Source organism: Cupriavidus sp. GW822-FHT03E04 (genome assembly GCF_058801495.1).
Window position 1 is genome coordinate 1 of sequence record NZ_JBXANI010000028.1, and the last position, 19,118, is coordinate 19,118.

General features: G+C 66.0%; 16 protein-coding genes. 12 read left to right on the top strand and 4 right to left on the bottom strand.

The window, feature by feature from the left end; all coding sequences use genetic code 11:
- From AC1RQC_RS32145 to AC1RQC_RS32160, 4 genes are all read left to right on the top strand, one after another.
- Nucleotides 1–96: acyl-CoA dehydrogenase family protein (locus AC1RQC_RS32145; protein WP_492368604.1), on the top strand; the 96-nt coding region annotated here is incomplete at its 5' end.
- 69 nt (nucleotides 97–165) lie between these two features.
- On the top strand, nucleotides 166–1,773 hold the full coding sequence (locus AC1RQC_RS32150) for a carboxyl transferase domain-containing protein (RefSeq protein ID WP_492376809.1): 1,608 nt from the start codon (nucleotides 166–168) through the stop codon (nucleotides 1,771–1,773).
- A gap of 54 nt (nucleotides 1,774–1,827) precedes the next feature.
- Nucleotides 1,828–2,616: an enoyl-CoA hydratase/isomerase family protein gene (locus tag AC1RQC_RS32155; protein ID WP_492833238.1), complete on the top strand. Its 789-nt coding sequence runs from the start codon at nucleotides 1,828–1,830 to the stop codon at nucleotides 2,614–2,616.
- Nucleotides 2,617–2,698: 82 nt separating this feature from the next.
- On the top strand, nucleotides 2,699–4,723 hold the full coding sequence (locus AC1RQC_RS32160; protein WP_492885655.1) for an acetyl/propionyl/methylcrotonyl-CoA carboxylase subunit alpha: 2,025 nt from the start codon (nucleotides 2,699–2,701) through the stop codon (nucleotides 4,721–4,723).
- Nucleotides 4,724–6,259: 1,536 nt separating this feature from the next.
- On the opposite strand, the gene AC1RQC_RS32165 is transcribed toward AC1RQC_RS32160, so the two are convergent.
- A complete protein-coding gene (locus AC1RQC_RS32165) occupies nucleotides 6,260–7,165 on the bottom strand; it encodes a MurR/RpiR family transcriptional regulator (RefSeq protein ID WP_492372773.1) in 906 nt (301 codons plus the stop codon).
- Between the two features lie 90 nt (nucleotides 7,166–7,255).
- On the opposite strand from AC1RQC_RS32165, the gene AC1RQC_RS32170 reads away from it, so the two are divergent.
- The gene (locus AC1RQC_RS32170; protein WP_492827022.1) at nucleotides 7,256–8,431 is read left to right on the top strand and encodes a M20 family metallopeptidase; all 1,176 of its coding nucleotides are present in this window, start codon (nucleotides 7,256–7,258) and stop codon (nucleotides 8,429–8,431) included.
- A 52-nt stretch (nucleotides 8,432–8,483) separates the two neighbouring features.
- Complete coding sequence (locus AC1RQC_RS32175; protein WP_492811385.1) at nucleotides 8,484–9,485, top strand: Bug family tripartite tricarboxylate transporter substrate binding protein; 1,002 nt, start codon at nucleotides 8,484–8,486, stop codon at nucleotides 9,483–9,485.
- A gap of 48 nt (nucleotides 9,486–9,533) precedes the next feature.
- Here AC1RQC_RS32175 and AC1RQC_RS32180 read toward each other — a convergent pair whose 3' ends face one another.
- Nucleotides 9,534–10,472, bottom strand: a complete 939-nt coding sequence (locus tag AC1RQC_RS32180; protein ID WP_492811406.1) for a LysR family transcriptional regulator — start codon at nucleotides 10,470–10,472, stop codon at nucleotides 9,534–9,536.
- Between the two features lie 331 nt (nucleotides 10,473–10,803).
- On the opposite strand from AC1RQC_RS32180, the gene AC1RQC_RS32185 reads away from it, so the two are divergent.
- The gene (locus AC1RQC_RS32185) at nucleotides 10,804–11,544 is read left to right on the top strand and encodes a class I SAM-dependent methyltransferase (RefSeq protein ID WP_492885657.1); all 741 of its coding nucleotides are present in this window, start codon (nucleotides 10,804–10,806) and stop codon (nucleotides 11,542–11,544) included.
- A 31-nt stretch (nucleotides 11,545–11,575) separates the two neighbouring features.
- Here the strand turns inward: AC1RQC_RS32185 and AC1RQC_RS32190 are convergent, their stop codons facing one another.
- On the bottom strand, nucleotides 11,576–12,478 hold the full coding sequence (locus AC1RQC_RS32190; protein WP_492372769.1) for a dihydrodipicolinate synthase family protein: 903 nt from the start codon (nucleotides 12,476–12,478) through the stop codon (nucleotides 11,576–11,578).
- Nucleotides 12,479–12,565: 87 nt separating this feature from the next.
- Nucleotides 12,566–13,345, bottom strand: a complete 780-nt coding sequence (locus AC1RQC_RS32195; protein WP_492885659.1) for a LamB/YcsF family protein — start codon at nucleotides 13,343–13,345, stop codon at nucleotides 12,566–12,568.
- 122 nt (nucleotides 13,346–13,467) lie between these two features.
- On the opposite strand from AC1RQC_RS32195, the gene AC1RQC_RS32200 reads away from it, so the two are divergent.
- From AC1RQC_RS32200 to AC1RQC_RS32220, 5 genes are read left to right on the top strand one after another with little or no spacing between them, the layout of a single operon-like run.
- Nucleotides 13,468–14,517 carry an ABC transporter substrate-binding protein gene (locus AC1RQC_RS32200; RefSeq protein WP_045242071.1) on the top strand — a complete coding sequence of 350 codons (1,050 nt, stop codon included), beginning with the start codon at nucleotides 13,468–13,470 and terminating at the stop codon, nucleotides 14,515–14,517.
- Nucleotides 14,518–14,544: 27 nt separating this feature from the next.
- Nucleotides 14,545–16,251 carry an ABC transporter permease subunit gene (locus tag AC1RQC_RS32205; RefSeq protein WP_492885661.1) on the top strand — a complete coding sequence of 569 codons (1,707 nt, stop codon included), beginning with the start codon at nucleotides 14,545–14,547 and terminating at the stop codon, nucleotides 16,249–16,251.
- 2 nt (nucleotides 16,252–16,253) lie between these two features.
- The gene (locus AC1RQC_RS32210) at nucleotides 16,254–17,318 is read left to right on the top strand and encodes an ABC transporter ATP-binding protein (protein WP_492827010.1); all 1,065 of its coding nucleotides are present in this window, start codon (nucleotides 16,254–16,256) and stop codon (nucleotides 17,316–17,318) included.
- A 49-nt stretch (nucleotides 17,319–17,367) separates the two neighbouring features.
- Nucleotides 17,368–18,090 (top strand): GntR family transcriptional regulator, encoded by a 723-nt coding sequence (locus AC1RQC_RS32215; protein ID WP_253927696.1) that lies wholly within the window; start codon nucleotides 17,368–17,370, stop codon nucleotides 18,088–18,090.
- Nucleotides 18,091–18,146: 56 nt separating this feature from the next.
- Nucleotides 18,147–19,100 (top strand): dihydrodipicolinate synthase family protein, encoded by a 954-nt coding sequence (locus tag AC1RQC_RS32220; RefSeq protein WP_492885663.1) that lies wholly within the window; start codon nucleotides 18,147–18,149, stop codon nucleotides 19,098–19,100.
- The last annotated feature ends 18 nt before the right edge of the window (nucleotides 19,101–19,118 follow it).

Genomic DNA, 19,118 nt, shown 5'->3' on the forward strand with positions numbered 1-19,118 from the left:
CTGTGGCGCGACGCCAAGCTGTACGAGATCGGCGCGGGCACCTCGGAAATCCGCCGCATGCTGATCGGGCGCGAGCTCTACGCCGAAACGGCCTGAGCATCCAGCCGACGCCCCCCGCGCCCACAGCACAAGCCACAAGAACAAAGACCCGAGATCCGACACCTTATGCCCACGCTCGAAACCAAACTCAATGCGCGCTCGGAATCCTTCCGCGCCAATGCCGACGCCATGCAGGCGCTGGTCGTCGACCTCAAGGCGAAGATCGCCAAGCTGGCGGAAGGCGGCGGCGAGCAAGCCCGCGCCAAGCACCTTGGGCGCGGCAAGCTGCTGCCGCGCGAGCGTGTGCAGCAACTGCTGGATCCGGGCACACCGTTCCTGGAACTGTCGCAGCTCGCGGCTTACGACATGTACGACAATGCGGCGCCCGGCGCAGGCATCATCACCGGCATCGGCAGCGTGGCCGGACAGGAATGCGTGATCGTCTGCAACGACGCAACCGTCAAGGGTGGCACCTACTACCCGCTCACGGTGCGCAAGCACCTGCGCGCGCAGGAGGTCGCCGAGCAGAACAACCTCCCCTGCATCTACCTGGTGGACTCGGGCGGCGCCAACCTGCCTAACCAGGATGACGTGTTCCCGGACCGCGACCACTTTGGCCGCATCTTCTACAACCAGGCCAACCTGTCCAAGCAAGGCATTCCGCAGATCGCGGTGGTGATGGGTTCGTGCACGGCCGGCGGCGCCTATGTGCCGGCCATGAGCGATGAATCGATCATCGTCAAGAACCAGGGCACCATCTTCCTGGGCGGCCCGCCGCTGGTGAAGGCCGCCACCGGCGAGGAAGTCACCGCCGAAGACCTGGGCGGCGCCGATGTGCACACGCGCCTGTCGGGCGTGGCCGATTACTTTGCGCAGAACGACGCGCATGCGCTGTCGCTGGCGCGCAATATCGTGCAGCACCTGAACCGCCGCAAGCCGGACCAGATCCGCCTGCACGAGCCGCTGCCCCCGCGCTATCCGGTGGAGGAGCTGTACGGCGTGATCCCTACCGACACGCGCAAGCCCTATGACGTGCGCGAGGTCATTGCGCGCATCGTGGACGACTCGGACTTCGACGAGTTCAAGGCGCGCTACGGCACCACGCTGGTGTGCGGCTTTGCGCGGATCTGGGGCTATCCGGTGGGCATCATCGCCAACAACGGCATCCTGTTCTCGGAGTCGGCGCTCAAGGGCGCGCACTTTATCGAACTGTGCTGCCAGCGCAAGATCCCGCTGGTGTTCCTGCAGAACATCACCGGCTTCATGGTGGGCCGCAAGTACGAGAACGAGGGCATTGCCCGCAACGGGGCCAAGATGGTGACGGCGGTGGCGACCGCGCAGGTGCCCAAGTTCACGGTGATCATCGGCGGCTCGTTTGGCGCTGGCAACTACGGCATGTGCGGGCGCGCTTACTCGCCGCGCTTCCTGTGGATGTGGCCGAACGCACGGATCTCGGTGATGGGCGGCGAGCAGGCAGCCAGCGTGCTGGCCACCGTGCGCCGCGACGGCATCGAGGCCAAGGGCGGCAGCTGGAGCGCGGAAGACGAGGACAAGTTCAAGCAACCGATCCGCGACCAGTACGAGCACCAGGGCCACCCCTACTACGCCAGCGCGCGGCTGTGGGACGACGGCGTGATCGATCCCGCGCAAACCCGCACGGTGCTGGGCCTGGGCCTGTCGGCAAGCCTCAACGCGCCCATCGGCGAGATGAAGTTCGGCGTGTTCCGCATGTAATTTTCCATTGCTCAAGCGCCCCGGATAACGAATCGCACCGTACAGGACACCAACATGGATTTCACCACGCTTACCGTCACGGCCGCGCAGCACGTGGCCACCGTCACGCTGAACCGGCCGGACGTGCGCAACGCCTTCAACGAAACCGTGATCGCCGAGCTCACCGGTGCGTTCCGCGCACTCGGCAGCGAGCCCACGGTGCGCGCCATCGTGCTGGCTGGCAATGGCCCGGCCTTCTGCGCCGGCGCCGACCTGAACTGGATGAAGAAGATGGCCGGCTACTCGCACGACGAGAACCGGTCCGACGCGCTCACGCTGGCGCAGATGCTGCACACCATCTGGGCCTGCCCCAAGCCGGTGATCGCGCGCATCCACGGCGACACCTATGCGGGCGGCGTGGGCCTGGTTGCCGCCTGCGACATCGCCGTGGCCGCGCAGACGGTGAATTTCTGCCTGTCGGAGGCGCGCCTGGGCTTGCTGCCCGCCACCATCAGCCCCTACGTGATCCGCGCCATGGGCGAGCAGGCGGCGCGGCGCTACTTCATCACGGCCGAGCGCTTCGGCGCGGCCGAGGCGCTGCGCCTGGGCTTTGTGCATGAGGTGGTGCCGGGCGACACGCTGGATGCCAAGGTGAGCGAGATCGCCGCCGCGCTGGTGGCCAACAGCCCCAACGCCGTGCGCGAGAGCAAGCGGCTGGTGCAGGAAGTGTCCGGCCGCGCCATCGACGATGCGCTGCTGGCCGACACCGCCGAGCGCATTGCTGCGATCCGCGCGTCGGACGAAGGCCGCGAAGGGGTGCGCTCCTTCCTGGAGAAGCGCTCGCCGTCCTGGCGTCCTGCCTGAGCCAAGGCACCCAGCCAATCATGCGCATCCGCCGCGTGGCCACCGCAGCCGCGCCGCCAGAACCAGAAAACTAGGAACAGTCATGTTCAACAAGATCCTGATCGCCAATCGCGGCGAAATCGCCTGCCGCGTGGCAGCCACCTGCCGCCGCCTCGGCATCCGCACGGTAGCCGTCTACTCCGACGCCGACGCCAACGCGCGCCACGTGGCACTGTGCGACGAGGCCGTGCATATCGGCGGCGCGGCAGCGCGCGACAGCTACCTGCGCGGCGACCACATCATCGAGATGGCCAAGGCCACCGGCGCGCAGGCCATCCATCCGGGCTACGGTTTCCTCTCCGAGAACGACGGCTTCGCAGAAGCTTGCGCCGAAGCCGGCCTCGTCTTTATCGGCCCGCCGGCATCCAGCATCCGCGCCATGGGCAGCAAGAGCGCGGCCAAGCGCCTGATGGAGGCGGCTGCGGTGCCGCTGGTGCCCGGCTACCACGGCGAGGATCAGGATGCCGCCCTGCTGCGCCGCGAAGCCGACCGCATCGGCTACCCCGTGCTGCTCAAGGCCAGCGCCGGTGGCGGCGGCAAGGGCATGCGCGTGGTGGAGGCCAGCGAAGGCTTTGAAGCCGCGCTGGCGTCCGTGCAGCGCGAGGCCAGCGCCAGCTTCGGCGACGACCGCGTGCTGGTCGAGAAATACCTGACCCGCCCCCGCCATATCGAGATCCAGGTCTTTGCCGACACGCACGGCAACTGCGTCTACCTGTTCGAGCGCGACTGCTCGGTGCAGCGCCGCCACCAGAAGGTGCTGGAAGAGGCTCCGGCCCCTGGCATGAGCGAGGAACGCCGGCGCGCCATGGGCGAAGCCGCCGTTGCCGCCGCGCAGGCCGTGGGCTACGTCGGCGCTGGCACGGTGGAATTCATCGCCAACCAGGACGGCTCGTTCTACTTCATGGAGATGAACACCCGCCTGCAGGTAGAGCACCCGGTCACCGAGATGATCACCGGGCAGGACCTGGTGGAGTGGCAACTGCGCGTAGCCTCGGGCGAGCCGCTGCCTCTCAGGCAAGATCAGCTTCAAATCCACGGCCATGCACTGGAAGCCCGCGTCTACGCCGAAAACCCCGACAAGGGCTTCCTGCCCTCCACCGGCACGCTGCGCTACCTGCGCACACCGGCAGCGGTCACATTCGCGCTGGGCCAGGACGGCAACGGCCCGGCTGGCGTGCGTATCGACTCCGGCGTGCGCGAGGGCGACACCATCAGCCCGTACTACGACCCCATGATCGCCAAGCTGATCGTGTGGGGCCGCGACCGCGAGGAGGCGCTGGCGCGCATGGCGCAGGCGCTGGCCGAGTATCACGTGGTGGGCCTGTCGACCAATATCGCCTTCCTGCAGCGGCTGGTGACGTCGCAGGCGTTCCGCACGGCGGACCTCGACACCGGCCTGATCGAGCGCAACCAGGCAGCACTATTCCCGCCGCCCGCGAAGGTGGGCACCGAAGTCATCGCGCTGGCGGTAGCGGCACTGGTCGATGCGGAAAACCGCGCGCGCCGCGTGGACCCGGCCGACGCCCATTCGCCCTGGCAGAACGCCGGCGCATGGCGCCTGAACGGAGACGCCACCAGCCAGTTCCGCCTGCGCACCGGTGAAGGCGAAACGCTGGCCAGCCTGCGCAGTGACGGCGGCAAGCAATGGCTGACGGTAGGCGAGCAGACCCTGCCCTTCCGCGCGGCCAGCCTGGCCGGCAGCCACGCACTCGACCTGGGCGAGCGCACGGTCAAGGGCAACACCCATATCGAAGGCGACGCTCTCTACGTGTTCAGCGGCAAGCAGCAAACCCGGCTGGAAGTCATCGACCCGCTGGCCCATGCGGGCAGCGCCGATGCCGAGGGCGGTAAGCTGGTGGCGCCGATGCCGGGCCGCATCATCGCGGTGATGGTCAAGGCCGGCACGGTCATTGGCAAGGGAGATCCGCTGATCGTGATGGAAGCCATGAAAATGGAACACACCCTGACCGCGCCGGCCGACGGCGTGGTGCAGGAGGTGCTTTATGGTATCGGCGACCAGGTGCAGGATGGGGCGCAGCTGGTCACGTTGGAAGATGTGGTGGTGTGAAGGAATGCGGGCCTTTTGGGGCGGGGGGGCAGTTTGTAGCCCCGCTGACTGTAGCCCCGCTGACGCGGGGGTGGCGTTTGTGGGCGGGGTTTTGATGCTTCTAGCTGCTGTCGCGGCTGTACGGTATTGGCCGTTTTGGAACGTGTGAGATGTCACTTCTCTTTACTCGTAAAGAGAAGTAACCAAGAGAAAGCGATCCTTGCAGGAGGCTGGCTTATTGGGGTTGCGTAGCCCGGTGGTTTCGTCGTACGGCCCTGGGTTCTAATGGCCTCGTGCCGTTACCGGTTCAAAGGACCACGCTCCAGCAAATGACGCTGGTTTCGTGGTGAGGCTGCTCGGTAGCGACATCCCTGCTCATTCATCCATCTGCCGGTACCGGTGCAAAGTGTCACGATATGTCACGCCGCGATGGTTTCGTGGTGGGGTGGGCGCGGTGGAAGAATTCTTCGGCCTATCAATCCGGTGCCACCGCGCCCACGACGGAAACGGGACGCTTGCAACTTCGTAGCCGGCCACTCCGCGAGCGACAGACGGCTTGAAGTTCGTGATGGCCGCTACCGGGGGGGACCACCACGAATCCCTGGGCATTGGCCGGGTCGTGGTGCTCTGAACCGGTTACGGCACGAGTCCATTAGCACCCGGGGCCTGACGACGAAACCATTGGGGTCCCCAATGACGCCACGCCAGCCTCCTGCAAGGATGTACGAATCAACCACATGGGTATCGCTTTCTTTTGGTTACTTTTCTTTACGAGCCCGAGCGAGTAAAGAAAAGTGACATCTCACACATTCTAAATCAGCCAACACCGTACAGCCGCGACAGCAGCTAGAAGCATCAAAACCCCGCCCACAAACGCCACCCCCGCGTCAGCGGCGAAATCGCCGGCACCAGCCTACCCCCGCCTCAAACCCTCTCATGCCGTTACCGGATCGAGTGACCACGATCCTGCGGATGGCGCTGGTTTCGTGGTGAGGCTGCTCGGTAGCGGCATCCCTGCTCATTCATCCATCTGCCGGTACCGGTGCAAAGTGTCACGATATGTCACGCCGTGATGGTTTCGTGGTGGGGTGGGCGCGGTGGAAAAATTCTTCGGCCTATCAATCCGGTGCCACCGCGCCCACGACGGAAACGGGACGCTTGCAACTTCGTAGCCGGCCACTTCGCGAGCGACAGACGGCTTGAAGTTCGTGATGGCCGCTACCGGGGGGGACCACCACGAATCCCTGGGCATTGGCCGGGTCGTGGTGCTCTGAACCGGTTACGGCACGAGTCCATTAGCACCCGGGGCCTGACGACGAAACCATTGGGGTCCCCAATGACGCCACGCCAGCCTCCTGCAAGGATCGCTTTCTCTTGGTTACTTCTCTTTACGAGTAAAGAGAAGTGACATCTCACACGTTCCAAAACGGCCAATACCGTACAGCCGCGACAGCAGCTAGAAGCATCAAAACCCCGCCCACAAACGCCACCCCCGCGTCAGCGGGGCTACAGTCAGCGGGGCTACAAAGCAGCAATATCGTACCCAGAGCTAAATCCCTACCCCCGCCTCAACCCCTCAACAGGATCCGCCTCAAAAGCCTCCCACAGCGCATCGCGCCGTTGCAACGCCTTGATGACCGCCGGATGGCGCAATTGCGCGACCGCCGAGACCAGCGCATTGCACAGGAAGAAAGCCGCCGTATAAGAGTCGAAAGGCGACGCATTGGCCGTGCGCACCAACAGATGGTGATCCGATAGCGGCACCAGTGGCGCGGCCGGACTGTCGCAAATCGCGATCACGCGCGCGCCGCGTTCGCGAAAGGCGCGCGCGATGCTCACCGGTGCGCTGGAATACCGCCGGATACTGAAAGTCAGCAGCACATCCTCCGGCTCCACCCACAGCATGGCATCCGTGGCCGTCACCGCGCCCGCGCCCAGTTCCTGGACTTGTGGCCGGCACATATTCAGATGCAGCGCCAGCCATGCGCCCACGGGCGCGCTGTTTTTCTGCGCCAGCACGAACAGCCGGCCGCGCGGCTCGGCCAGCAGGCGCGCGATCGCCTCGAAGGCGGCCATGTCCAGCCCTTCGTGGGTGGCCGCCAGGTTGTGCTGGTCGTGCAGCAGCGCGTCGTCCACGCAAGCTCGCAGGGTGCGCTTGCCGCCAATCGTGGCCGGCGCACGCTGGCCGGCGGTGGGCAGCAGCGCCGTCACGCTGGCCCGTGCCTCGCGCTGGGCATCGCCATAGCTGGCATAGCCCAGCTTGGCGAACAGCCGCACCACCGTGGAAGCGCTCGTGCCGTGCTGGGCAGCCAGCGCGGTGGCCGATTCCAGCAGCGCATGCGGATAGTCGCGGCCCAGTGCATCGGCCAAGGTGCGCTCGCGGGCGGTCAGCGTGGCCGCCTCGCGCGCAAGGCGCTCGAGCAAGGTAGCGTCACGTGAGGGAGTCTCCTGGGCATGTTTCATGGTGTTGACACGTTGCAATGCGTATTGCATGATCATATCACTTTTGCAATGAACGATTCACTCCCACACGAAGCAAGGAGCAAGCGGTATATGGCGGACAACGCAGCGGATAGCGACATGCATGCCCAGGCGGCAAGCGGGGTGATCGATTGGCTGGGCGGCCAGCAGGCTGAAATGCAGGCGCTCCTGCAGCGCATTGTCGACATCGACAGCGGCAGCCGGCAGGAAGCCGGCGTGACGGCCGTGGCAGAGGTCCTGCGCGCGCACCTGGAGGCCGCCGGCATTGCGGTCACACTGCATGCCGTGCCCGGCTATGGCGTGTGCCTGGATGCGCTGGTGCCCGGTGCCGGCGATGGCGCGCCCATCCTGCTGATGGGCCATATGGACACCGTGTTCCCGGCCGGCACGGCCGCACGCCGCCCCTTCCGCGTGGAGGATGGGCTTGCCTACGGGCCCGGCGTGGCCGACATGAAATCCGGCCTGGTCATGAACGTATTCGTGGCCGAGGCCCTGGCGCGCTGCGGCGGCAACGCCTTGCCGGTGCGCCTGTTCTTTTCCTGCGACGAGGAAATCGGCTCCGGCGCCACCCGCGAACGGATCATGGACGTGGCGCGCGGCGCGCGCGCCGTGTTCAACGCCGAGCCCGGCCGCGTCAGCGGCAACCTGGTCACAGGGCGCAAGGGGTCGATGGTGGTGGAGTTCGAGGTGGAGGGCGTGGCCGCGCACGCCGGGGTCAACCATGCCCAGGGCGCCAGCGCTATCGACGCGCTCGCGCGCAAGATCCTGGCGCTGCATGCGCTGACCGACGCCGAGCGGGGCATCACCACCAATGTGGGCTGTGTGAAGGGAGGCATCGTGCCCAATATGGTGGCGCCACTTGCGCAGGCCGAGCTCGACGTGCGCTTTACCGCCGACACGGACATCGAAGCGCTGGTCGAGCAGGTGCGTGCGATCATCGAGGCCGAATCGCTGCCGCGTACCAAAGGCAGGATCACCGAGATGCGCCGCACCCGGCCGATGACCCAGACGCCCGCGGACCTGCTGGCGCTGTACCAGCGCGGCGCGCAGCACCTGGGCTTCTCGGTAGACGGCGAGTTCACCGGCGGCGCAGCCGATAGCGGGCTCACGTCCTCGGTGGGTACGCCCACGCTGTGCGGCACCGGCCCGGTGGGCGGCCATGCGCACACCGTGCGCGAGTACTGCGAGCTTGCCACTTTCGTGCCGCGCGCGCAGGCGGTGGCGCTGGCCGTCCTCGCACTGCGCTGAGCCGGGGCACTGCCCCCCGCACCCGATTTCTAACTACCTTCAACTCACTGCCATGCCGAACGTGCCATTCTCTCGCCGCCATTTCCTCCGCACCGGCCTCAGCGTAGCCGCGCTCGCGTGTGCCGCGCCGCTGGCCGCGCAAGCACAGGGCGCCTATCCCTCGCGCCCCATCACGCTGGTGGTGCCCTTCCCGCCTGGTGGTTCGGTGGACATCATGGCGCGCCAGTACTCGGAGCCGCTGTCGCGCATCCTCGGCGTGCCGGTGGTCGTCGACAACCGCCCGGGCGCGGGCGGCTCGGTCGCCACGCAATCGGTGGCGCGCAGCAAGCCCGATGGCTATACGCTGGTGGTGTCCTCCCAGAGCAGCCACCTGGCCAACCCGCTGACCCAGCCAAAGCTGGGCTATGACCCGATCAAGGATTTCGAGAACATCGCCATCCTGGGCCGCCAGCCCAACGCCCTGGTGGTGCATTCAAGCCTGCCGGTGCGGACTTTCGGGGAGTTCCTGGCCTACGCGAAGAAGAACCCGGGCAAGCTCGATTACGGCAGCGGCGGCGTTGGCAGCATGGGCCAGCTGAATGTGGAAATGCTCAAGGCCAGCACCGGCATCTACGCCACGCACATCCCCTATCGCGGCGGCACGCACCTGATCACGGCCGTGCTGAGCAATGAGGTCCAGTTCATCCTCGACAACCTGGTCATCATGCTGCCCTACATCAAGGAAGGAAAGGTGCGTGCACTGGCGGTGGCTTCCGAGCAGCGCCTGCCGCAGCTGCCCGACGTGCCGACCATGGCCGAGCTGGGCTACCCGCAGCTCAACCTGAGCTCCTGGACGGGCATTGCCGCGCCTGCCGGCACACCCGAGCCGGTGGTGCAGAAGCTCTACCAGGCGGTGCGCCAGGCCGCCAGCGATCCCGCCATGCAGACGGCGCTGCGCGCGCGCGGCGTGTTCCCGCCCGAGGAGATGGCACCGGCCGCCTTCGAACGCATGATGGCCGACCGGATGGTGCGTTACGGCGAAGTGGTCCGCAAGGCCAAGATTTCCGCGGATTGAGGGCGCGGGATTGAGCGCGCGGGATTGAGCGCGCGAACTAGGGCGGGACTAAGGCTTGGCGGTGGCCGCCCCGCCCTTGCCTTCCATGCCACCCGTTGCCGTCGCTCCGCCCGCGCGCAGCATGTCGATGACAAGCTGCATGGCGGGAGTGGGCGGACGGCTCCTGCGCAGCACCAGGCCATAGGGCGCAAGCCGGCCATGCAACGCTACCGGCAGCGTGGCGATCATGTTCAGGTCTTCGTAGTAGCGGGCCACCGAGGTGGGCAGCACGGCGAGCATGTCGGACTCGCGCAGCACGGACAGCGTGGTGAGGATCGACGAGGTCTCCACCGTGCTCACCGGCGGCGGCACGCGATTCTCGCGGAAGGTCTGGTCGATGATCTGGCGCATCGGGCTGGGGTGCGGCTGGATGATCCACGCGTACTCCGTCAGCGCGGCCAGCTTTAGCTTGCCGCGCGCCGCCGCCGGATGCCCCACGCGGGTGACGATCGACAGCGCCTCTTCCCCCAGCGTCTCGAACGACAACTCCTCCGACGGCCAGCCATCGGGGATGCGGCCCAGCACGATATCGATCTGGTCCTGCTGCAGCGCGTGCACGAGCACGTCGCTGGTATCGATCTGCACGATGATGTGCAAGCGCGGATGCGCCTGCTTGAGCTTGACGATCACGTGGGTGAGCAGGTCCGGCGCCGGCGCCATCACCGCGCCCACGCGCACCTTGCCTACATCGCCGGCCTGGATGGCGACAAGCTCCTCGCGCAGTTCATCCATGTCGGCAAAGACCACCCGCGCGTAACGCATCACCGCCTTGCCCGATACCGTCGGGTCCAGCCCGCGCGCGTGGCGCGTAAAGAGCGATACGCCGAGCACGTCTTCCAGTTCCTGAAGGGACTTGGTAGCGGCCGGCTGGGTCAGGGCCAGCCCTTCGGCCGCCTGGCGCAGCGAGGGCGACTCCGAGAGCGCCAGCATCAGTTGCAGGTGCCGCATGCGAAGGCGCTTGCGGATGGATGCGCTGGACGGGATGGATGGGATCGATGGAATGCTCACCGCGATAATCTCCGAGAATAGGCGGATCGTGATTTCCGCTATTTTGCTTATCGCGAATTCTCGCACGGCGTGGGTGGCAACAAGAACGGAGTGCCGCGTCAGGCGGTTGCCGCACTTCCTGCCTGCGGCGGCGCCTGCCCACCCCCTTTTCATGGCGACTTCGCTTCATTTCGACGCATTTAGCCTCACATTCCAGGCTTGCGGAGGGGTTTTCGGGCATACTGGCCAATTCCCTCCTATTGCGAAGCCGGCGTTCTGGCTTCCCCCCTCGATGCCCGGCTACCAAACCAAGCAAGAGAGCATCGCCGTGACGGGCGTCGCCGACCTGGTCATTCGCTCCTTGCTGGACAAGCAGCAGTACTCCGATCCCCTCGGCGAAGCCGAACGCATGGGCATTTCTTCCGCCATGTGGCCGCTGTTCGGGCTGCTGTGGCCGTCCGGCGCGCACCTGGCAGCGCGCATGGCGCTGCGCCCGGTGGACCCCACCGAGCGGGTGCTGGAAATCGGCTGCGGGCTGGGGCTGGCCAGCCTGGTGGGGCACCGCAGGGGTGCCGACGTGACCGCCAGCGACTGCCATCCGATGGCCGCCGCCTTCCTCGCGGAGAACGTACGCCTGAATGACCTCGCGCCAATGAAGTACCGGCACGGGCACTGGAGCGCCGCGGAGCACGAGCAAGATACCCCTGCTGGCGCCGGCCCCGCCCCCGCCGACGTCCACGGCCATTTCGACCTGATCATCGGCAGCGACCTGCTCTACGAGCGCGATGCCAATGCCAACCTCGCCCACTTTATCGGGCGCCATGCCAGCCCCACGGTCGAGATCTGGATCATCGATCCCGACCGCGGCAACCGGCCCGCCTTCAACCGGCAGATGGCCGAGCAGGGTTTCGCGATGCGCGAGGAAAAGCTCGACCGCGTGGCCGCGCCCGGCATCGATGCCTACAAGGGCCGCCTGCTGGTCTACCGCTGGGCCATGGCACTGCCGCCGACGCCTGGCCTGCCTCTGCAGTAGGGCAGCAATGCCCCACACAAGGTTCTGGTAGTCACGCCTCGCGCACCCCACTGGCATGCAAAGCTTCGCGCACGGCTTCGATCCCGGCTGCATCGAGGTCCCGCAGCGGCTGCCGCACATGACCGCCGCGCCAGCCGCGCAGATTCATGGCAGCCTTGGTGGACTGGGGCTGGCCCAGTTTGCGGGCGACCGCCCGCATGGGGTACCAGCGACGATGCAGCCCGCCGGCGTCCGCCGCGTTGCCAATGCGCACCGCATCGTAGGTAGCCTTGACCAACTCAGGCAGCGCGCAACTGTTGGTCGAGCTGACACCGTCGAACCCTAGTACCAGCGGCCCAAGCATCACGAGATCGGATGCGGCCAGTACGCGAATGCGGCCGCTGACGCGCCCGACGAGCTGATCGACCGTGGTCGGATTGAGATCGCCTTGCTTGAGTGCGACCACTTGGGGCACATCGCACAGGCGCTCGATCAGCGGCACCGATAGCGTAATACCGACGCCCGGCGCGTTATAGATCATCACGCCGGTTCTAGAGAGCGGCGCCACTTCCTCAAAGAAGCGCACGATCTGGCCATCGGTGACTTCGGACACGAACGGCGGCATCAACATGGGCAATCCGCCCAGTTCGCCAGCCAACGAGGTCAGTTCCTTCACCACGCGCACATCGGCATGTGCGGTGCATAGCAATACAGGCACGCGATCGCCCACCACTTCCATGGCGTGGCGGAAGAGCGCTGCGCGCTCGGCGGTATTCATGGCCGGGAATTCGCCGTAGGTGCCGCCAATCAGAAGGCCGTCGTAGCCCAGGCCCAGCATGCGCTCGACGTTCTCCGTCAGCGCGGGGAGATCCAGGCTGCCATCCGCCGCGAAAGGCGTGACTGCGATATTGAACAGGCCGCGGGCACGCGCCAGGGATTCGTCTTGAGATTTCATAATGCCTCGGGTCAATGTTGAGACGTTAGCTGTGAAAAAAATAGGTGGCCGACCTAGGAATCGGCTGGAATACGAACAGGATTGGGATTAGAAATCGAGCTGGCTGAGCGGACGAATGCGTACGCCATCGCCTTCCAGCGCGGCGCGCACCGCCCTGGCAATGGCAACCCCCTGCGGGTTGTCGCCATGCACGCAGATCGTGTGGACCCGCATGTCGACCTTGCGGCCGCCAACGGTATGAATCGCCTGCTCCCGAACCATCTGCATGGCACGTGCCGCCGCAACGCCCGGGTCGTGGATGACGGCGCCCGGCTGGTTGCGCGGCAGCGTTAAGCCGTTGTCGCCATAGAGACGATCCGCAAAGACCTCGCAGGCCATGCGCACGCCGCCCCGGCGGGCCGCGCGCTCGGTTTCATTGTGCGGCGTGCAGACCAGCACGAGATCCCGGTCAAGGGCGCGCATGGCGCCGATGAGTGCGTCGGATAGCTCGGGGCACTCGAAGGCCATCGTGGCCAGGGCGCCATGGAGCTTGACGTGCGTCACGCGATGGCCCACGGCCTGCGCCATCCCCTGCAGCGCGGCAATCTGGTAGATCAGCATCTTCTCGATGTCACCGGGACTGTCCCCGACGATCTTGCGCCGGCCAAAACCGTACAGATCGTTAAAGCCAGGGTGCGCACCAACATCGACGCCTCGCGACAGTGCCTGGGCCGCGGTCTGGTGCATGACGACGGGATCGCCGCCATGAAAGCCGCAGGCCACGTTGGCCGACGTGACGATGGCCAGCATGGCGCCGTCGTCCCCTATTTCATAAGGGCCAAAGCTCTCGCCCAGGTCTGAATTCAGATCGACTTCCCGCACTTTCATTCTCCGAAACGCCACTCGGCGCCGCTTGGTATACCACTGGCACGCAAAATGCATGCCATTTGCCGGGCAGCAGAATCCTGATGGCCGCATCCCCAAAATCGGGCGTTTCAACTGGAGAAAGCATGACAAGCAAGTTGCAGAAAATGGTTAGTACCGTGGCGGCCGCCGCGGCCTTGCTGGCAGGTGCAGCCCACGCGGCGGAACTGAACTTCGCGAGTTGGGGCGGTGCCTACCAGGGCGCGATCCGCGAGGCCTGGCTGAAGCCGTTCGCCAAGGACACTGGCGTCAAGCTGACGGAAGACACCGATCCGCAGGTCGCAAAGATCCGCGCCATGATCGACACCAAGACCGTGAACTGGGATGTGGTGACGGAGAACAGCGCACGGCTGACGCGCGGCATCAAGCTGGGCGTATTCGAAAAGATCACGCCGGAGATGGTGGATCAGAAGCACGTGATCCGCGGCGCGCGCAACGACTATGGTGTGCCGTCCGAGATCTTCTCGACCGTGGTGGGTTTTTCGTCCAAGACGTTCCCGGCCGGCAAGCCCCAGCCATCCACCTTCGCGGATTTCTGGGACGTGGCCAAGTTCCCGGGCAAGCGCACGCTGCAGGACGATCCGGCCACCGTCATCGAGGCCGCGCTGATCGCCGACGGCGTTGCGCCCGCCGACGTCTACAAGGTGCTCGCCACGCCTGCTGGCGTGGACCGCGCCATGAAGCAGATCGAGAAGATCAAGCCAAGCGTCGCCATGTGGTGGAAGAACGGCGCCGAGCCGGTCAACGCGCTAGGCAGCGGCGAGGTCGTCATGGCGCTGGGCTGGAACGGCCGCTTCCAGGCCGGCATCGATTCCGGGCTGCCGATCCAGATGGGTTGGGGCAACGCCGTGGCGCAGGTTGGCTACTTCGCCCTGGTCAAGGGTGCGCCGCATCGCGACGAAGCCCTGAAGCTGCTGAACTACATCATCCAGCCGAAGAACCAGGCCGAATTCAGCAAGCACATCGCCTACGGTCCCACCACCGAAGCCGCCTTTCCCCTGATCGACGAGGCCCGCAAGCAGCGCCTGCCTTCCACGCCCGAACGGCTGAAAAGCGCGTTGTTCCTCGACTCCGAATTCTGGGAAAAGCAGGGGCCGGCCATCGTCGAGCGCTACAACCAGATCCGCGCACGTTGATTCGTACCACCGCGAGGTAACTGCATCATGACAGGCACCGCCCTGCCCCTTCCCCCCGCCTCGACCGCACCCGCCGTGAGGCAGGCGCGCCGCCGTCCGAGCCGCGCGGCGGTGCTCGCCAGCTTGCCGTTGCTGCTCTTCCTGCTGTGCTTCTTTGTCGGGCCCATCGCGGGCCTGCTCAAGGAAGGCTTCTATCAGGACGGCGTGGCGACGCTGGCCAACTACCGCCACCTGATCGACACGCCAATCTACCGGATCGTGCTGGGCAACACCTTCACCATCGCCGCGGCGGTGACGCTGTCCTGCGTGCTGATGAGCTACCCGCTTGCCTACCTGATGGCCAGCGTGCGGCCCAATGTGGCCAAGCTGCTGTTCTTCGCGGTGCTGCTGCCGTTCTGGTCGAGCGCACTGGTGCGCACCTCTGCCTGGATCGCGCTGCTGGGCAAGAACGGGCCGCTCAATGCCCTCCTGACGGGCAGCGGCATTCTGGACCAGCCGATGGCCTTCCTCTACAACTTCACCGGTGTGATGATCGGCATGACCCATGTGCTGATGCCCTTCGTGGTGCTGCCGCTCTATGCCTCGTTCCGCTCGCTGGACCACACCCTGGTGCAGGCCGCGCAGAGTCTCGGCGCGGGTTCGGTGAGCATCTTCAGCCGCGTGGTGCTGCCGCTAACCAGCCCCGGGGTGGTGGCGGGCGGCATCATCGTCTTCATGAATGCGGTGGGCTACTACATCACGCCCTCGCTGATGGGAGGCCCGGCCCAGCGCATGGTGGCCGAGCTGATTTCCTACAACATCACCGAGGAACTGAACTGGGGCCTGGCCGCGGCGTTAGCCGCCGTGCTGCTGCTCACGGTGCTGGCATCGCTGTGGCTCTTCAATCGCCTCTTCGGCCTGGACAAGCTGATCGCCGGTTCGACCAGCAAGGGCAGCAGCACGCCTGGCACGGGGCGCACTCCGGGCGGTCGGCTCGCCGTGGCCGCCGGCATTGCCTGCGCCGTGTTCCTGGTGCTGCCGATCGTCATCGTGATCCCGATGAGCTTCGGCACCACCGATTTCCCGGTGTTCCCGCCGCCACGGTATGGGCTGCGCTGGTACGCCAGTTTCTTCGACGACGCCAAATGGCTCGATGCTCTCTGGTCGAGCCTGCGCGTTGGCGCGATCGTGACGGTGCTGGCCACCCTGCTTGGCACCACCGCGGCGCTGGGCGTGCACAAGATGGCATCGGCGCGCAAGGGCTGGCTCGATGCCCTGTTCGTCGTGCCGATGTCGGTGCCGGCGATCATCACCGCTGTGTCCCTCTACTACCTGCTGGCGCCGCTGGGCTGGGTGGCCAACTCGCTGGCCATCGTCATCGGCCACACCGTGCTAGCCACGCCCTACGTCTACATCACGGTGCGCGCCGCGCTGCGCAGTTTCGATCCCAGCCTGGAACTGGCAGCGCTGAGCCTGGGCGCCCCGTGGCCGACCATGTTCCGGCTAGTGATGCTGCCGGCGCTGCTGCCCAGTCTCGTCGGCGGCGCGGTGTTCGCCTTCGTGACCTCGTTCGACGATGTCGTGATGGCGCTGTTCCTCACCACCATCCGTAACCGCACCCTGCCCAAACTGATGTACGAGGGCCTGGCGCACGATTTCGATCCAACGGTGATCTCCGCGTCCTGCGTGCTGATTGCCGCTACAGCGCTCATCCTGATGGCCAACCAGTTGCTGGGAAAGAAGAAAGGAGCATGACGATGCAAGCCACCCTCTCGCCAACCGCGTCCCCGCCCTATGCTGCGGCGCCTGCGCTGCAGCTCTCCGAGCGCCCCGAGGCCCAGGGCAAGGACATCTCGGTGCGCGCCGTGCGCAAGTCCTATGGCAGCACGGTCGCGCTGCCGGATGTCTCGCTATCGGTGGCACGCGGCGAATTCTGTACCCTGCTTGGCGCCTCGGGCTCGGGCAAGACCACGCTGCTGAAGATCATCGCCGGCTTCGAAGCGCCCGACACCGGCAGCGTGCACATCGCCGGCCGCGACGTCACCCACACGCCGATCGCCGAACGCAATATCGGCATGGTGTTCCAGAACTACGCGCTGTTTCCCCATATGTCGGTGTTCGAGAACGTAGCCTTTGCGCTGCGCATGCGGCGCCTCAACCATGAGGACATCAAGCGGCGCGTTGGCGAAGCGCTCGAGCTGGTGAGCCTGCAGGCCCTGGCAGCGCGCCTGCCACGCGAGCTCTCAGGCGGGCAACAGCAGCGCGTCGCGCTGGCCCGCGCGCTGGTCTTCATGCCGGACGTGCTGCTGATGGACGAACCGCTTGGCGCGCTCGACAAGAACCTGCGGCAGGCGATCCAGCTGCAGCTCAAGAAGCTGCACCATGACCTCGGCCTGACGGTGGTCTTCGTCACCCACGACCAGGAGGAAGCCATGAACCTGTCGGACCGCATCGTCATCATGGACCAGGGCCGCATCGTGCAAGCGGGCGCGCCCGCCGCGCTGTACCGCTCGCCCGATACGCCGTTCGTCGCGGGCTTCCTCGGCGAATGCAACTTCCTCGGAGAACCCGCCCGCGTGCTCGGGATCAGGCCGGAGAACGTGCGCGTTGGCGCGCTGCTTGGCGCGTCGGACGTACGGCACGAGGGCCGCGTGGTGGCGTCGACCTTCTGCGGCCTGCACTGGAAGGTATTCATCGCCTGGCGGGACAGGACCATCGTTGCCTATGCGGCTACCGGCATGGCTGGTACCGATCACGAGCCCGGGCGGCTCGTAGCCTGGGGGTTCAGCCCCAGCGACGCCATGGTGTTCGCCACCCAATGAGGGCCGGTGAGCACCAGCAGCGCGACAGCATATTCACTACCGCACCAACATGAAAACACTGACAAAAATCGAGACTGACCACGGCGCTGCCGCAAGCGAGCTGGACGACATCGCGCTGACCTCGACCACGCCCGCCGGAGACATCCCCGACCTGGCGGGCGATGCCTACAACACGCTGCTTGACATGATCCAGCTGGGCCGCTTGCGCACCGAGACGCCACTGCAGGAACGGGCGCTGGCGGCAACGCTGGGCATCTCGCGCACGCCGCTGCGCGAAGCCATGAGCCGGCTCATCGGCGGCGGCTTTGCCGTGCGCACGCCGCGCGGGCAGCTCATGATCAAGGAGCCCACGCTGCGCCAGTATCTGGAGATTCTCCAAATGCGGGGCCTGCTGGAAAGCGAAGCCGCCGCCCAGGCCGCGAGCCGGATGGACCCCAAGCATGCGCAATACGTCATCGCCCAGGTGGAGGCGCATCTGCTGGCGCGCAACACCACCAAGGACGAGAACCACAGGATCGATAACCTGCTGCACGACACCGTCGCCACGGCCAGCGGCAACCAGATGCTGGCGCAGACGATCCATGACCTGCGCATCAAGGCCAGATGCTTCGACCAGAACGGCGCACCCGAGCGTTTCGAGCCCTGCGCACGCGAGCATATCGCCATCCTGCAGGCCATCGCCGAGCGCAACCCCGACGCGGCGCGCGCCGCCATGAGCCTGCACCTCGCCAACGCACGCGCCGGCCTGGTTGCGCGCCATACAAACCTGTGACTCCGTGTGTCCACCAACACGTCCATCAATGCTTCCATCAACCAGCAGATTCATCCATGACAAGTACATCGCGCATTGACGAAGGCGCAAAGGGCGTCTTCATCATCTCCGCGACCCCCTTCACGGAACAGGGGGCGCTCGACCTGGAGAGCACCGACCGCCTGGTCGATTTCTACCTCGGCAAGAAGGTCGCGGGCATGACCATCCTCGGCATGATGGGCGAAGCGCCCAAGCTGTCGGAGGAGGAGTCCATGATTTTCGTGCGCCGCGTCCTCGAGCGGGTCGATGGCCGGGTGCCGGTGATTGTCGGGGTGAGCCACGCGTCGAATCAGCATGTGGAGCGCCTGGCGAGGACCTCGATGGCGCTCGGCGCGGCCGGGGTCATGCTGGCGCCAGCGGCAAACCTCAGGACCGACGACCAGGTTTATGGCTACTACGCCGCCATTGCGCGCCTGCTTGGACCGGATGTGCCGATCTGCCTGCAGGACTTCCCCCAGGCCACTGGCGTCTACACCTCGGTCGACGTCGTCCTGCGGATGGTGCGGGAATTCCCGCAGGTGGTGATGTTCAAGCACGAGGAGCTACCCGGCCTGCGCAAGCTCTCGCAGATTCGTGCCCAAAGCGAGGCGGAAGGCCTGCGTCGCATCAGCATCCTGGCCGGCAATGGCGGCCTGTTCCTGCCGCAGGAGATGCTGCGGGGCGCGGATGGCGCGATGACCGGCTTCGCCTACCCCGAGATGCTGGTCCAGGTCTGCGACCTTTTCGCCCAGGGTAGGGCCGGTGAAGCTGAAGACCTGTTCGATCTGTACCTGCCGCTGCTGCGCCATGAGTTCCAGTACGGCATCGGCCTGGCACTGCGCAAGGAAACCCTGCGCCGGCGCGGTGCGATCGCCAGTGCCGCGGTGCGCAAGCCCGGACCGGTGCTGGACGCAACCGACCTTGCGGAGCTGGAGCGGCTGATCGGCCGCCTGGAAGCCAGTTTGGCGAACGCCGGCCAGGCTGGTCACTGACGCCAGGGGAGACAGGGA

Excerpts from the sequence above, each read along its gene's own strand:
- AC1RQC_RS32150 (WP_492376809.1), top strand. The coding sequence starts at position 166 with ATGCCCACGCTCGAAACCAAACTCAATGCGCGCTCGGAATCCTTCCGC.
- AC1RQC_RS32155 (WP_492833238.1), top strand. The coding sequence starts at position 1,828 with ATGGATTTCACCACGCTTACCGTCACGGCCGCGCAGCACGTGGCCACC.
- AC1RQC_RS32160 (WP_492885655.1), top strand. The coding sequence starts at position 2,699 with ATGTTCAACAAGATCCTGATCGCCAATCGCGGCGAAATCGCCTGCCGC.
- AC1RQC_RS32165 (WP_492372773.1), bottom strand. The coding sequence starts at position 7,165 with ATGAAACATGCCCAGGAGACTCCCTCACGTGACGCTACCTTGCTCGAG.
- AC1RQC_RS32170 (WP_492827022.1), top strand. The coding sequence starts at position 7,256 with ATGGCGGACAACGCAGCGGATAGCGACATGCATGCCCAGGCGGCAAGC.
- AC1RQC_RS32175 (WP_492811385.1), top strand. The coding sequence starts at position 8,484 with ATGCCGAACGTGCCATTCTCTCGCCGCCATTTCCTCCGCACCGGCCTC.
- AC1RQC_RS32180 (WP_492811406.1), bottom strand. The coding sequence starts at position 10,472 with ATGCGGCACCTGCAACTGATGCTGGCGCTCTCGGAGTCGCCCTCGCTG.
- AC1RQC_RS32185 (WP_492885657.1), top strand. The coding sequence starts at position 10,804 with ATGCCCGGCTACCAAACCAAGCAAGAGAGCATCGCCGTGACGGGCGTC.
- AC1RQC_RS32190 (WP_492372769.1), bottom strand. The coding sequence starts at position 12,478 with ATGAAATCTCAAGACGAATCCCTGGCGCGTGCCCGCGGCCTGTTCAAT.
- AC1RQC_RS32195 (WP_492885659.1), bottom strand. The coding sequence starts at position 13,345 with ATGAAAGTGCGGGAAGTCGATCTGAATTCAGACCTGGGCGAGAGCTTT.
- AC1RQC_RS32200 (WP_045242071.1), top strand. The coding sequence starts at position 13,468 with ATGACAAGCAAGTTGCAGAAAATGGTTAGTACCGTGGCGGCCGCCGCG.
- AC1RQC_RS32205 (WP_492885661.1), top strand. The coding sequence starts at position 14,545 with ATGACAGGCACCGCCCTGCCCCTTCCCCCCGCCTCGACCGCACCCGCC.
- AC1RQC_RS32210 (WP_492827010.1), top strand. The coding sequence starts at position 16,254 with ATGCAAGCCACCCTCTCGCCAACCGCGTCCCCGCCCTATGCTGCGGCG.
- AC1RQC_RS32215 (WP_253927696.1), top strand. The coding sequence starts at position 17,368 with ATGAAAACACTGACAAAAATCGAGACTGACCACGGCGCTGCCGCAAGC.
- AC1RQC_RS32220 (WP_492885663.1), top strand. The coding sequence starts at position 18,147 with ATGACAAGTACATCGCGCATTGACGAAGGCGCAAAGGGCGTCTTCATC.